Below are 12,840 nucleotides of genomic sequence, written 5' to 3'. Positions count from 1 at the left end.
ATGAGGGGGTAACCGCCGCCTAGTCGGCTCGCTTTGCGGCTGGCCGCGGAACTGACTCGACCTTGGGAGGGGATCTTCATGGCGCTCATGCGCACCCTGGCAACGGACACGCGGAACACCGAGCTGCCGGAAGTCGCCGACCCCTCCCGGGTTGCGCCGAAGAACGCCCGCGAGCTGTCACGCCTGTTCTTCGAGCAGCTGGCGGTGCTGGAAGAAGGGACCCCCGAGTACAGCTACGCCCGCAACACGCTGATCGAGATGAACATGTCCCTGGTCCGCTATGCGGCCGGCCGGTTCCGCAGCCGCGGGCCGGAGGAGATGGAGGACATCGTCCAGGTCGGCATGATCGGCCTGATCAAAGCCATCGACCGGTTCGAGCTGTCGCGCGAGGCGGAGTTCACCTCATTCGCCATCCCCTACATCGTCGGCGAGATCAAGCGATTCTTCCGCGACACCACCTGGGCGGTGCACGTGCCGCGCCGGCTGCAGGAGGCCCGCGTCCAGCTCGCCAAGGCGACGGAGGAGCTGCGCACCCGCCTGGGGCGTACCCCCACGGTCAAGGAGTTGTCGGAGCTGATGAGCCTGCCCGAGGAGGAGGTCCGGGAGGCGCGCCTGGCCGCCAACGGCTACAACTCCTCCTCTCTGGACGCCGCGATCGGCGGCAGCGAGGACGGCGAGGCGGCGCTGCAGGACTTCATCGGAACCGAGGACACTGCGTTGGAGCTGGTGGAGGACTTCCACGCCCTGGCGCCGCTGATTGCCGAACTCGACGAGCGGGACCGGCAGATCATTCACATGCGGTTCGTGGAGGAACTCACCCAGGCTCAGATCGGCGAGCGTCTCGGGGTCTCCCAGATGCACGTCTCCCGACTGCTTTCGCGCTGCCTGACCCGGCTGCGCGAAGGCCTGCTCACCGCGAACTGAGCGCCGGCCACCAAGGGGAAGCCCGCTGCGTTGCGCAGCGGGCTTCGGCATACAGCCGAGCGCGACGAGCCGCACCACTACCGGGCATCGCGAGAACGTCTTCTCAAGACTGGTGCGAGGCTTGCCACCGGACAAGGCTGGCTGCCCTTCGAGCGTCGCACGGAACAGCCCTCTCCGCCCCGACGCCTCAACAGAGTGATTTGCTGTTCACATAATGCGGCCGACACGCTATCTGCTGTCGGGCTCGAGCGGGAAGATCTGATCGAGGCCGACGACGCGGAGCACGCGCAGCGTATGCGCGGGGACCGAGGCGAGTGCGACATCCGCTTGTTCGGCGTGGGCGTGGTTGCGGGCGGCGATCAGGGCGCTGATGCCGCTGGAGTCGCAGAAGGTCATGCCGGCCAGCTCCAGGACCAGGCGCTGGCCAGGTCGCAGCGCCAGGGTCGTGAGCTTTTTGCACAACTCGGGGGCTGTGTTGTAGTCGAGTTCGCCGCTGATCTCCCAAACGGGACCGGTCGTGGCGTCTCGGGTGGTGATCTTGAGTGGGCTCATTCGTCGTTTCTGGTCTCAGGGTGGGAGGCGGGGACGCCGAGGGCGAGTAGGGCGGTGTCGTCGTCGAGTCCGGTGCCGAAGCTGTCGAGCAGGCCGGTCAGGGCCTGGATGACAGCGTGGGGTGGCTTGCCGGCATGGCTGGTCGTAAAGGCGAGCAGGGCGTCGTCCCCGTAGAGGACGGTGCGGTCTTTCCCGGTGCGTGCTTCGGTGAGGCCGTCGGTGTAGAGCAGGAGGGTGTCACCAGGGGTGAGACGGGTGACGGCGGCGACGAAGCGGGCGTCCGGCAGGACGCCGACGAGGAGGCCGCCGGGGGTGGGCAGATAGTCGGCTGTGCCGTCGGCGCGCAGGGCCAGGGCCGGCGGGTGGCCGCCCGAAGCGAGGTGGACGGTTGTCTGCCCCGTGGCGGGGTCGGCCTCGAGGGTGCCGAATATGGCAGTGCAGTAGCGAGGGTCGCCGCTGCCCGAGTAGCGCTCGTAAAGCACCTTGTTGAGTGTGGTCAGAGCGGCGACGGGGTCGGGGTCGTGCAGGGCGGCGGCGCGCAGCGTGTAGCGGGTCAGCGAGGTCAGCGCGGCGGCCTGGGGACCCTTGCCGCACACGTCGCCGAGGAAGAACGCGAAGCGTTTGCCGTCGACGGGGAAGACGTCGTAGAAGTCGCCGCCGAGCCGATCGGGAGAAGCAGTGTGGTAGTACACCGACGTCTCCACTCCCGGGACCCGCGGCAAGGCGTCGGGCAGCAGCGACTGCTGCAGCACCGCGAGGGCGTCCTGCAGCCGGGCGCGGTCGGCCTCCGCTTGCTTACGTGCCTCCTCGGCTGCCTTCCGGCCGCGCAGGAGCTCGTCCTCGTAGGCCCGGCGGTCCCGGGCGTCGAAGACGGTGGTGCGGATCAGCAGGGGTTCGCCCATGCTTCCCTGCTTGACCGTCGAGGAGACCAGCACGGGTATCCGGCCACCGCCTGTCGGCTTGATTTCCAGGGCGATTCCGCTGATCTCGCCCTGCATTCGCAGCAGCGGCGCGAAGTGGGTCTCGTGGTACAACTTGCCGCCCACGGTGAGCAGGTCGGTGAACCGCATGTGGCCCACCACGGCCTCGCGCTCGAGGCCCAGCCAGCCCAGTAGCGTCGTGTTGACCTTGGCGATGGTGCCATCCATCAGCGTGGACAGATATCCGCACGGCGCGGACTCGTACAGTTCCTCGGCACTGTCCTCCAGCAGCGCGGCGAATGCCGCATTCGACGCCTTTTCGTCGCCGGCCTCGTGTGGGTCGGGCTGCTGCCCGGTGCGGCACATCACCGCAGAGCCGCCAGGAACTTCAGGATCGCTTCATTGGTGGCTTCGGGCGCGGACAGGTGGGGGCAGTGCCCGGTCGCATCCAGGGTGACCAGCTTCGAGTCGGGGATCGCCCGGTGGACGAAGGCGCCGACCTCCCGGGGAGCGATGACGTCCTGGGTGCATTCCAGTACCAGCGTCGGCACCACCACCTTCTTCAGGTCTTTCCTGGAGTCGGACAGGAATGTGGTGCGGGCGAAGACGTGCGCCATCTCTGGGTCGGTGGCACAGAAGCTGTTCTTCAGCTCCTCACCGAGCTCGGGTCGCTCGGCGTTGCCCATGATGAGGGGGGCCATCGCCGCCGACCAGCCGAGATAATTGGCCTCCAGTGAGGCGAGCAGTTCGTCGATGTCTTCGGCGCTGAAGCCGCCCCGGTAGCCGTCGTCGTCGAGGTAGCGGGGAGACGGGGCGACCATCACCAGAGCGCCGAGCCGCTCGGGAGCCATGCGGGCGGCCAGCACTCCGATCATCGCGCTGACCGAATGCCCCACGAACACCGCATCGCGCAGGTCGAGTGCTTCACACACCTCCACCACATCACGGGCGTACCCGTCCAGAGAGGAGTAACGGGCTTCCGAGAACGCCGACGGTTCCGAGAGCCCGGAGCCCACGTAGTCGAACAGCACGACGCGATAGTCCTCGGCCAGCGCAGGGACGGTCAGCCGCCACATGTTCTGGTCACAGCCGAAGCCGTGGGCCAGCACCACCGTGCGCCCGAGCGGGTTGCCGGTGACAGTGACGTTGTTCCTGCGAACGGTATCCATCTCCTCAGTCTCTCAGGCTCTGGCCAATGCGCCGGTACGGCATCGCATCGCCCCAGGGTCCACACGCCACCTCTACACGGGCGCCGCGGCCTCTACACGGGTCCGCCGCGGCTTCCGCCGGTGGGGCGAGACATAGGGGAGGGCGCGCGGCCCACGAGCCGGCCGGCCGGACGCCGGGGAGGTGTGACCTGGCCAGTGCGCGGCGAGACGCATGCTGGGGCCGGCCGGAGTCCGCGAAGTTCCCGACCTGTCGATTCGAAACACCGACCGGTCCTGCGGCGGACGGCCCACGCCCCTGCCGCCAGAGCGAACCCGTAGACGGGAACCAGTCCGTGCCCCTTGTCCTGGGCGAGCCACGTTCCGAGGCCGAGTGCCGGTACTCCGGCTGCCAGGGCGATTTCCTTGGAAACGCGGGAGCGAGTGGCTGGGCTCGGTGGTCAGGTGGCCAGTGCGAGGTTGTGCACGCGGGCCACGGCCGGGACGGCGTGGTGAAGGCCGTCACCGCGCCGTCGGCAGCGGCGGAGGAACTTGTGCTTCTTCATGCGGGAGAAGCCGTGCTCGACGTGTGCGCGGACTGTGCGGTGGGGCTTGTTGTCGTCTCCCTGGGCAGGCACGAAAACTCCATCAGCTCTCCACGCGGCCCGGTGCCGCGGCCAGACCCGCCCGGCCGGGGTGAGGCGGTACTGCCACGCGCCGGCGCCCTCGAAGCAGCCTCGCCCGTGCGGGCCGAGCCGACGGTCGCCACCCGCCCATGCCAAGCCTTGCAAGGGGCCGGCCGGAGGGCGACGCCTCCGGGCGCGGCCTGCCGCCACTGGGGTACCAGACAGGGTGGAGGCCGCTGCCGCTGCCGAGCCCGCCCGCGGCCGCCGCCCGTGAGGGCGCCGGGCCGCGAGGAGAACAGACGCGCTCAATGCATGGAGCCCGCCAAGCCCGAGAGGGGCCCGCTCCTCGGCCGTATATCGAAAGCATGGACGGGCCGGACGAGGTGATGTCCAGGTCCGGCCCGTCCGTCCGCCGCTAGAGGGCGAGTTGGTACTGGTGTGTCGTGTGCGTGGGCGTGTAGCCGAGACTGTCGTTGATCTGTCTCATGTGCGCGTTGCTGTCGGCGGTGTCGGTCAGGAGACCGCCGAGTTCTGGATAGCGCGCATGGGCGTGCCGGATCGACTCGGCCTTCATCCATCGGCCGAGGCTGTGTCCACGGTGCTCTGGCAACACGCCGGTGCCGTAGTGCTGGCCATCACCTCTGCCGTTGCCGGGGACGACCAGCTCGGTGAACCCGGCGACCGAGCCGTCGGAGGCGTCGACGGCAACGACGGTGTGCAGGTGGTCGCCACGCTGTGCGACAGCCGCCGCCGCGGCCCGGACACGGTTCGCGTCCCAGGTCACCGTGCCGTAGTCGGTGTCGTCCATGGGCATGTCGTCCATGACGCGACGCGACGCGGCGAACGTCTCGGCGAGGCCGTCCGGCACGGTTCCGTACCAGGACATCAGCCGGTAGCCGGGATGCGGACGCTCGATGATCGCGGCGAGGGCGGCGGTGTCCACACCGGCCAGTGGCAAGCGGGAGAACCTCAGCGCGAGGACCTTCCCGAAACCGTTCGCTGGCAGGAAGTGATCGCCTGGCGATCCGGCCTCGGCCTGCGCGATGAGGCAGCGTCGGGCGTCGGCCCGGGCAGCGGTCACGGCGGCGTCGAGGAGCTGCGAGCCGACGTGCTGGCGTCGTTCCGCGGGATGGACACCGAGGGTCAGTTCGGCCAGGTGCTCCTGTCCGGGGCTGTTGAACAGGCGCAGAAAGGCGGTTCCGGTGGGGATGGAGTCAGCGTTGGAAGCCAGCCATGCAAGGCGCCGGCTGTTGGGCCCGTGAACGGGGTCGGTCAGTGGGGTGATGCGAGACGACACGGTGTCTCCGTCGTGAGGAAGTGGCAGAGGTCAGTACGCGGACTCAACTGCTGGGCACTCCTGCGCATGTGCTCCACACCTCCTCGTCGACAGGGCCGGTCCCGAACAACGTCGGACGCTGGGAGAACTTAGCTGGACCAACGGCTCCTCGGCAAAGGGTTAACGAAAGACCGGGTGCGAACGTGCGGTCCCAGCCACTCGTTGATGGCCGCGACCAGCGGTTGCCTCGTAGGGGACCGCCGGCTTGCCGTACCTGGTGGCCACGAGCGAGGCGCTGCGGCGCGTCGAGCGGGAGCCGGGGCGACGCCCACTCGTGCAGGTGCGCTGAGTCAGCTGTCGCGGTGGGCACGGAGGACGAGCATGGAGCGGGCTTCGACCTCCACCTCGGAGGCCCTCTTGATCAGTGGCCGGTACTCGGTGTACGGGATGGCGGTGTCAACCTCCACCGCCCACCACGAATCGAGCCCTTCGGGGACGGTGAAGCCGAGAGGCCGGCGGTGGGCGTTGAAGAGCAGCAGGAATGAATCGTCCTCCACCCGCAGGCCACGAAGGTCGGGCTCCGTGATGGCCTTGCCGTTGAGATGGACCATGAGTGACCTTGCGAAGCCGGTGGCCCAGTCGGTGTCGGTCATCTCGCGCCCGGCGGGGGTGAACCAGGCGATGTCCTTCACCGCCTCCCCGGTTGCGTGCGCCGGTCGTCCTTGGAAGAACCGTCGCCGGCGGAACACGGGGTGCTCGCGGCGCAGGGTGATCAGTTTGCGGGTGAAGTCGAGCAGCTCGCTTCCCTCGGCGACGTTCGGCCAGTTGATCCAGGTCAGTTCGTTGTCCTGGCAGTAGGCGTTGTTGTTGCCTTGCTGCGTGCGGCCGAGTTCGTCCCCGTGCAGCAGCATGGGCACGCCCTGGGAGAGCAGCAGAGTGGCCAGCATGTTGCGCTGCTGACGGGCGCGGAGCGCGAGGACGTCCCTGTCGTCGGTGGGACCCTCTGCGCCGCAGTTCCACGAGCGGTTGTGGTCCTCGCCGTCACGGTTGTCCTCGCCGTTGGCGTCGTTGTGCTTGCCGTTGTATGACACCAGATCGCGCAGAGTGAAGCCGTCGTGCGCGGTGACGAAGTTGACCGAGGCGTAAGGCCGGCGGCCGTCGTCTTGGTACAGGTCGGAGGAGCCGGTGAGCCGGGAGGCGAACTCGCCGAGGGTGCCGCCCTCGCCTCGCCAGAGGTCTCTCACGGTGTCGCGGTACTTGCCGTTCCACTCGGTCCACAGCGGTGGGAAGTTGCCGACCTGGTAGCCGCCTTCGCCGACGTCCCAGGGCTCGGCGATGAGCTTCACCTGGGAGATGACCGGATCCTGCTGAACGAGGTCGAAGAACGAGGACAGCCGGTCGACTTCGTGGAACTGGCGGGCAAGAGTGGCGGCCAAGTCGAAGCGAAAGCCGTCGACGTGCATCTCGGTCACCCAGTAGCGCAACGAGTCCATGATGAGCTGCAGAGTGTGCGGGTGGTTCATCCGCAGGCTGTTGCCGGTGCCTGTGGTGTCCCAGTGGAAGCGGGGGTCCTGGTCGGACAGGCGGTAGTACGCCCGGTTGTCCAGCCCCCGGAGCGACAGGACCGGCCCCAGGTGGTTGCCCTCGGCGGTGTGGTTGTAGACGACGTCGAGAATGACCTCGACACCCGCTTCATGCAGGGTCTTGACCATCGAGCGGAACTCCTGCACCTGCTCACCTCGCTGGCCCGAGGAGCAGTACGCGTTGTGCGGGGCGAAGAAGCCGATGGTGTTGTAGCCCCAGTAGTTCGACAGGCCCTTGTCCACCAGCACGTGGTCGTGGACGAACTGGTGGACCGGCATCAACTCCACCGCGGTGACGCCCAGCTTGACGAAGTAGTCGACCATGGCCGGATGCGCCAGCGCCGCATACGTGCCCCGCATGGCCTCCGGTATCGCCGGATGGGTCTTCGTCATGCCCTTCACGTGGGCCTCGTAGATGACTGTCTCGTGATACGGGGTTCGCGGCGGGTGGTCGCTGCCCCAGTCGAAATAGGGGTTCACCACCACCGACTTTGGCGCATAGGGGGCGGAATCCAGGTCATTCCGTCGACCTCGAGCGTCGAAGTGGTAGGGGAACAAGGCCTCGTTCCACTCCACCTCGCCCTCGATCGCCCTGGCATAGGGATCGAGCAGCAGCTTGTTCGGGTTGCAGCGTTCACCGCGTTCGGGCCGGTACGCCCCGTGCACCCGGAATCCGTACCGGCGGCCGGGGCCGACGTCCGGCAGATGGATGTGGTGCACGAAACCGTCGACTTCTTTGAGTGCGACGCGCTCTTCGGTGCCGTCCTCGTCGAAGAGGCACAACTCCACGCACTCCGCTGCTTCAGAGAAGACGGCGAAGTTGGTCCCTGCGCCGTCGAAGCCGGCGCCCAGCGGCGACGCTTGTCCCGGCCGCGGGCCCACCTCCGTGCTTTCCTGCCAGATACGCATGACCACGTCCTCCCAGCACGGATCGAGGCAGCCACCTCGTTCGTTCCCTACTGCCCGGGGCACGGAGAGAGCATTCCCGCCTGGCCGCCCAGGTCCGAGAGACGACGGCGGGTGGCGGGAATCGCTCTTGGACACAGTGAAGGGCCGGCGGCCGGCAGGTGTTCCGTGCCGGGGCTGCTGCCCGCCGCCTCATCCGGCTTCGCCCTGCCCCTTGCCCGGGCGGGGCACGGCCTTCTCAGAGCCTCGAGCGGGGTCGAGGTACCCGAGCCAGGACGCTCACCTTCCCGTGAAGCTGGTCAAGGGTGTCACGCAGGACCGGACGATCGTGTGGGTCGACTGTCACCAGTGCCCGGTCCAGGAGTTGACGGCGGCGCTGCCGCAGTGCCTCCAGTACGCACTTTCCGGCACCGGTGACGCAGAACTGCCCGGCAGGGAGGCGGCGCACCAGCGTCCGGCCTTCCAGCCGGTTGAGTAGCTTCGTGGCCGCCGAAAGGCTGACGCCGAGCTCGGCGGCGAAATGGTCCGGATCGGTGGGCTCGCCTCCCATGGCGAGCAGACCGCGGACCTGATCCTCGGAGATCGTGGGGGCGACGTCCTCATGTGCCCGCTGGCACAACTCGATCATCAACTCGGCGAGGCGCTCCACCACATGCGCTGTTTCGGCAGGTTCGGGATCCAATGCCATGGCTTGCCCCTTCCATCGTGCCGTTGAGTCCACGCACTTACCCAGTCGGCGACGGATCAACTCCGCCTTTGTGTTCGAGAAGGCTGCTAGCTGGGGCATAGGCGGAACAACGTACGGAATCGGTGGGTCATTCGGGTGAAGGCGCAGGGGCGAAGAGAGCCACATAGTCCGCCGAGGCATGCCGATAAACTTCGGTGAGGGTCGCAGCCGCCTCATCCACGTGCCACGAACGTCGATAATCCGGTCCATGTTCAGTCCTGCGGAGGCGCAGAACGCGATGCCTGCCAGGCTGCCGCAGCGGGTCTTCCTGACCGACGGAGCATGCTCTACCTGGCAGTGGCGTGGGCTGCCAAGAAGGGGGAATTCGCAGTGCAGTGCACCCCACACGTCGCCCGGACGGAGAGAAGACCATGCTGGCCATCGTTTCCGCTGTGCTGTTTTTCATCGCGTTCCTGATCAACGCGGCAGACATCTCCACCAACCACACCTTCACCTCGACCAACCTGATGCTCCTTGGTCTTACGGCGCTGGCTTTGCACCTCGCGGGCCTGGGAGGCGGCTGGACCCTCCCCAGGCGCCGACGATGACGGCGTCGTAACGCCCCCAGAGGATCGCCTGGGTAGTGCAGTAGAGCTTGGCCAGAACCGTTCACGTGCGGTGAGGAGAACTGCGCATGACCCGCAGCGATCGTTTCCGCGCCTACAGCCTTGTGTGCGGGTCGAGAAGAGACCGGCGAGGCTGCCGCAGGCCGGCGCCGGAGCGCTGAGGGTCGCACCACGGAAAGGGTCGGGGCAGAGGTCGAACTCGGCCTGACCGGCGAAGTGCCTCGTGGCTACGAGCAGGCTTCGGCCTCGGCCTGGGAGCCCCTCTGGCCTGGCTGTTGGTGCACACGGTCCTGCAGATCGGGGAACTGCTGTCACTCTTCCTGGCAGCCGTCTTCATCGCGATCGGCCTCGAGCCACTGATCGCCCTGCCCGAGATCAAGCAATTCGGGTTCCGCTTCGTCGCTGCGAGCAGGCGCACGCGGGTCGAGACGGTGACGGAGGAGATCCTCGCCCGTACCGGCCGGTTCATGCTGGCCAACCTCGCTACCTCGGGCATCGCAGGTGTCGACGCGGAACGACGGTGTAGCCCGTTTCACTCCTACTACCGCTGATGCGCCCGGAGGGGGCCTGCTCACACTCCGAGTGACGGCGGTATCGGGTTCACCCGGGGGGTCCTGTCAGGGCCTTGATGGCAGGGCGGAGCAACGCGGCGACGTGATCCGCCGGAACCTCACGCAGCGCGGCCAGGCCGAGGAGCTGATGGCCGATGGTAACGCCCAGCAACGCGGTGACCACCAGTGCGGCGCGCGGTTCGGGATCCTCAGCACCGGGCAGTGCGGCAGCGACGCTGTCGATCTGCCGACCGAGAGCGGCGCGGACGTGGTCGGCCGCAGCCTGGTCGGTCAGCATGGATCGCATCATCGCCAGCGTGCCTTCCGGAAGACCGCCGAGCTTGAGGCCGAGCGAGGCCAGCAACTGATCGACGAGCTCGTCTGTGTCAGTGGCCGTCAGCGCGGCGGGGACCACGCGCACGGCTTGGCTGAACAACTCCCGCTTCGAGCCGAAATACTGCATGACCAGAGCCGGATCGACACTCGCCGCGGCCGCCACGGCGCGAATGGTGGTGCGCTCGAATCCCTTTTCGGCGAACAGCTCCCGGGCGCTGTCGAGGATGCGCGCCTCGGTCGCTCGGCGTCGGTCGGCGCGGGACTGGCGAGAAGTGGACACCGATTCACTCTACAGCCGTTGACCGAACCTCCCGTCGACCGTACGGTGAATGGGTCAACAAGTGTTGAGCGAATGGAACAGCCCAGTGTCACCTCTCGATGCGCCTGCTGCTCGCACCCCTCACGAGGTGCTGACCTGCTACTACCAAGCCATGCTCGACAAGTCCCCAGACGATCTCGCTGACCTCTACGCCATCGACGCGGTGCACGAGTTCCCGTTCGCCTCACCCGGGTTCCCTCCATGTTTCGAGGGCCGGAAGGCCGTGCGCGCCGGATACCGGGCAGCCTGGGGCGCCAGCCCCGTCCAGGTGCTCGAGGTCAGGAGAGTCGCGGTCTACGAGACCGCCGATCCCGAAGTGATCGTCGCCGAGCATGTCGTCGTGGGCACCCTGCCGGCCAAGGCCACCACGTTCACCGTCCCCGGCCTCCTCATACTCCACGTCCGCAACGGACTGATCACGCGAGTCCGCGACTACATGGACGGCATGGGCGTCGCCAGGGCCAGAGAGTAAAGGCCCCGAGCAGCACAGCGGATGTGGTTTCCCCGATCGGCGGAGTGACGCCCGGCGGCTGGGCGCGTCGGGCAGGCGCGGGTCCTGGCCACCCTACGACGGGACCCGTGGAGGGAGTTGCGAGCCGCGCCCGCACGGAGGGGTCCGAAATCTGGAATCCGCCCGTCGCCCCCAATGGATCATGACAGGATCCTTCCGGGTGCCGAACGGGCGCCCGAAGAGCGATCCAACGGGGGCGGAGAAGTGGCACAGGAAATCATCGCCGAACAGGTCGACATCGACGTACCGGCCGGCACAGGAGGCGGCAGCGGGGGGACGGCGTCGCTTATGGGCGCCTACGTGGCTCGTCCGGCCGCGCCCGGCGATCACCCGGTCGTCCTCATAGGCTCCGAACTCTGGGGGGTGACCGACGATGTCCGCCGTACCGCCCGGCAGGTAGCCGAGCTCGGGTACGTGGCCATCGCCCCGAACCTCTACCACCGGGCCGGCCCCGACACGGCCACCGGCATGCCGCAGACCGACGCCAACCGCCGGCGTGGGTTCGCGCTCATCGGCGGCCTCACTCGTGGCGAGGTCGAGGCAGACCTCCGGGCCGCCGTCGCCCACGCCCGCGCCTACGCGGGGGCCGCGGAGAAGACCGGGATGCTGGGCTTCAGCTTCGGCGGGCACGTCACCTACTTCGCCGCCGCCTGCCTGGGCCTGGACGCCGCCGCGATCTACTTCCCCGGCTGGCTGACAGACGCGGGCACCGCACTGAGCCGCCCCGACCCACTGCTGGACGCGACCGCCCGCATCACCGAACACGGCACGCGCCTGCGCATGTTCTTCGCCGGCCGCGATCACATCATCGACGCCGACCAGCGCCGGCGGATCGGTGAAGCGCTGACGTCCGCCGGTGTACGCCACGAGATCACCGTCTATCCGGACGCCCAGCACGCCTTCTTCTTCCCCGGCCCCGAGACCTACGACAAGCAAGCCGCCGAAGACTCCTGGCAGCACGTGGTGGAACTCTTCGCCACCGAACTGCACTGAGGTTTTCCCGGAACGCCCCGGGCAGCGCGCCTAGATGGCGGCCGCGGGCGGTGTCCACCGCTGCGTGCGACGCACGGTGTTGCTGACACCGAAGTCCTTCTTCAGTTGTTCGGGGATGGCGTAGTGCATGACGCGTCCTCGAGTGAGGGAGTACAGCTCGAGGACGGTGGTGAGGTGACCGAGGCGGTCCAGCGCCCAGGCCCCGAGGGGTGAGCGGTCCTCGATGGTCTCCAGCACGCTGAGCAGGTGGGGCACCGTCTTGACGACGGTGTCCCACGGCGTACGGGGGACCTGCAGCCAGTCGGCGCAGGTGTCGCCGATCAAGTAGCGGATCAGGGCGGAGACGACGGGGTCGAAGAAGGTGCCCGGCACGACCTCCTCGTAGAGATCGATGAGTTGCCGGGTCAGGTGGGCGCCTTCGGCGGATGGCCCCATGTGCCGGACCATGTACAGGTCGAGGAACTGCCGGGCTTCTTCCAGGGACTTGGGGACGGCCTCCTGGTCTACGCCCAGCATCGCGCCGACCACACGCCAGGCGTAGAAGTACGCCTCGGCTCCCTCGACGCTCATGTGGATGCCGAGCCGGTGCAGGCTGTCCAGGACGAGGAGGGAGAAGAACATCTGCCCGCCGATCATGTCCTCCTGGCAGATCGGCGCGCCCATCGTCCCGGTGTCCCAGTGGTTCTCCCGTGTGAGGTGGTGGCGGATGGAGGCGTGCAGCAGGCGCACTTTCTGGGCTGCGGGGATGAACCGGCTTCCTGCCTCGAAGGCGTCGGGCTGCATGAGGTAGACGGTGAACTGACCCGTCTCCGCCATCCGCTTGGAGGGGTGTGGAACTGTTCTCGATTGAGTGTCTATGAGTGTCCATGAGTGTCCTTTAGGTGGCACTAGTGTTGTATAATCTT

13 protein-coding genes and 1 pseudogene are annotated in these 12,840 nt (G+C 67.7%); 5 read left to right on the top strand and 9 right to left on the bottom strand.

The features are described from left to right. Nucleotides 1-87: 87 nt before the first annotated feature. Nucleotides 88-924 (top strand): RNA polymerase sigma factor SigF, encoded by an 837-nt coding sequence (locus ABZ854_RS28985; RefSeq protein WP_361216334.1) that lies wholly within the window; start codon nucleotides 88-90, stop codon nucleotides 922-924. A 228-nt stretch (nucleotides 925-1,152) separates the two neighbouring features. On the opposite strand, the gene ABZ854_RS28980 is transcribed toward ABZ854_RS28985, so the two are convergent. From ABZ854_RS28980 to ABZ854_RS28950, 7 genes and pseudogenes are all read right to left on the bottom strand, one after another. Beyond that, nucleotides 1,153-1,476 carry an STAS domain-containing protein gene (locus ABZ854_RS28980; RefSeq protein ID WP_361216331.1) on the bottom strand — a complete coding sequence of 108 codons (324 nt, stop codon included), beginning with the start codon at nucleotides 1,474-1,476 and terminating at the stop codon, nucleotides 1,153-1,155. Beyond that, a complete protein-coding gene (locus ABZ854_RS28975; protein ID WP_361216328.1) occupies nucleotides 1,473-2,762 on the bottom strand; it encodes a SpoIIE family protein phosphatase in 1,290 nt (429 codons plus the stop codon). Before ABZ854_RS28975 ends, ABZ854_RS28980 begins: the two co-directional genes overlap by 4 nt. Beyond that, nucleotides 2,762-3,565: an alpha/beta hydrolase gene (locus tag ABZ854_RS28970; protein WP_361216325.1), complete on the bottom strand. Its 804-nt coding sequence runs from the start codon at nucleotides 3,563-3,565 to the stop codon at nucleotides 2,762-2,764. The genes ABZ854_RS28975 and ABZ854_RS28970 overlap by 1 nt, the downstream gene beginning before the upstream one ends. A gap of 437 nt (nucleotides 3,566-4,002) precedes the next feature. Then, nucleotides 4,003-4,170: pseudogene (locus tag ABZ854_RS28965) on the bottom strand (IS5/IS1182 family transposase); the annotation flags it as partial. Between the two features lie 412 nt (nucleotides 4,171-4,582). Then, nucleotides 4,583-5,464: a GNAT family N-acetyltransferase gene (locus ABZ854_RS28960; protein ID WP_361216322.1), complete on the bottom strand. Its 882-nt coding sequence runs from the start codon at nucleotides 5,462-5,464 to the stop codon at nucleotides 4,583-4,585. A gap of 329 nt (nucleotides 5,465-5,793) precedes the next feature. Beyond that, a complete protein-coding gene (gene glgX / locus ABZ854_RS28955; RefSeq protein WP_361216319.1) occupies nucleotides 5,794-7,935 on the bottom strand; it encodes a glycogen debranching protein GlgX in 2,142 nt (713 codons plus the stop codon). A gap of 235 nt (nucleotides 7,936-8,170) precedes the next feature. After that, the gene (locus ABZ854_RS28950; protein ID WP_361216316.1) at nucleotides 8,171-8,620 is read right to left on the bottom strand and encodes a hypothetical protein; all 450 of its coding nucleotides are present in this window, start codon (nucleotides 8,618-8,620) and stop codon (nucleotides 8,171-8,173) included. 410 nt (nucleotides 8,621-9,030) lie between these two features. Between ABZ854_RS28950 and ABZ854_RS28945 the strand changes: the two genes are divergently transcribed. Both ABZ854_RS28945 and ABZ854_RS28940 read left to right on the top strand, forming a co-directional pair. After that, complete coding sequence (locus ABZ854_RS28945; RefSeq protein ID WP_361216313.1) at nucleotides 9,031-9,207, top strand: hypothetical protein; 177 nt, start codon at nucleotides 9,031-9,033, stop codon at nucleotides 9,205-9,207. 296 nt (nucleotides 9,208-9,503) lie between these two features. Beyond that, a complete protein-coding gene (locus ABZ854_RS28940) occupies nucleotides 9,504-9,776 on the top strand; it encodes a hypothetical protein (RefSeq protein WP_361216310.1) in 273 nt (90 codons plus the stop codon). Nucleotides 9,777-9,825: 49 nt separating this feature from the next. Here ABZ854_RS28940 and ABZ854_RS28935 read toward each other — a convergent pair whose 3' ends face one another. Then, entirely contained in the window at nucleotides 9,826-10,392 is a 567-nt protein-coding gene (locus ABZ854_RS28935; protein ID WP_361216307.1) for a TetR family transcriptional regulator, read from the bottom strand. Nucleotides 10,393-10,543: 151 nt separating this feature from the next. On the opposite strand from ABZ854_RS28935, the gene ABZ854_RS28930 reads away from it, so the two are divergent. Both ABZ854_RS28930 and ABZ854_RS28925 read left to right on the top strand, forming a co-directional pair. Beyond that, a complete protein-coding gene (locus tag ABZ854_RS28930) occupies nucleotides 10,544-10,903 on the top strand; it encodes a nuclear transport factor 2 family protein (protein WP_361216305.1) in 360 nt (119 codons plus the stop codon). Nucleotides 10,904-11,146: 243 nt separating this feature from the next. Further along, nucleotides 11,147-11,935 (top strand): dienelactone hydrolase family protein, encoded by a 789-nt coding sequence (locus ABZ854_RS28925; RefSeq protein ID WP_361216302.1) that lies wholly within the window; start codon nucleotides 11,147-11,149, stop codon nucleotides 11,933-11,935. Nucleotides 11,936-11,965: 30 nt separating this feature from the next. Here the strand turns inward: ABZ854_RS28925 and ABZ854_RS28920 are convergent, their stop codons facing one another. Next, on the bottom strand, nucleotides 11,966-12,823 hold the full coding sequence (locus ABZ854_RS28920; RefSeq protein WP_361216299.1) for an oxygenase MpaB family protein: 858 nt from the start codon (nucleotides 12,821-12,823) through the stop codon (nucleotides 11,966-11,968). Nucleotides 12,824-12,840 lie beyond the last annotated feature (17 nt).

The sequence above is a fragment of the Streptomyces sp. NPDC047028 genome, from assembly GCF_040644095.1.
Lineage (GTDB): Bacteria > Actinomycetota > Actinomycetes > Streptomycetales > Streptomycetaceae > Streptomyces.
This window is presented reverse-complemented; position numbering and strand designations above follow the sequence as displayed.

Coding starts and splice junctions, on each gene's coding strand:
- ABZ854_RS28985 (WP_361216334.1), top strand. CDS start 88: ATGCGCACCCTGGCAACGGACACGCGGAACACCGAGCTGCCGGAAGTC.
- ABZ854_RS28980 (WP_361216331.1), bottom strand. CDS start 1,476: ATGAGCCCACTCAAGATCACCACCCGAGACGCCACGACCGGTCCCGTT.
- ABZ854_RS28975 (WP_361216328.1), bottom strand. CDS start 2,762: ATGTGCCGCACCGGGCAGCAGCCCGACCCACACGAGGCCGGCGACGAA.
- ABZ854_RS28970 (WP_361216325.1), bottom strand. CDS start 3,565: ATGGATACCGTTCGCAGGAACAACGTCACTGTCACCGGCAACCCGCTC.
- glgX (WP_361216319.1), bottom strand. CDS start 7,935: ATGCGTATCTGGCAGGAAAGCACGGAGGTGGGCCCGCGGCCGGGACAA.
- ABZ854_RS28950 (WP_361216316.1), bottom strand. CDS start 8,620: ATGGCATTGGATCCCGAACCTGCCGAAACAGCGCATGTGGTGGAGCGC.
- ABZ854_RS28945 (WP_361216313.1), top strand. CDS start 9,031: ATGCTGGCCATCGTTTCCGCTGTGCTGTTTTTCATCGCGTTCCTGATC.
- ABZ854_RS28930 (WP_361216305.1), top strand. CDS start 10,544: ATGCTCGACAAGTCCCCAGACGATCTCGCTGACCTCTACGCCATCGAC.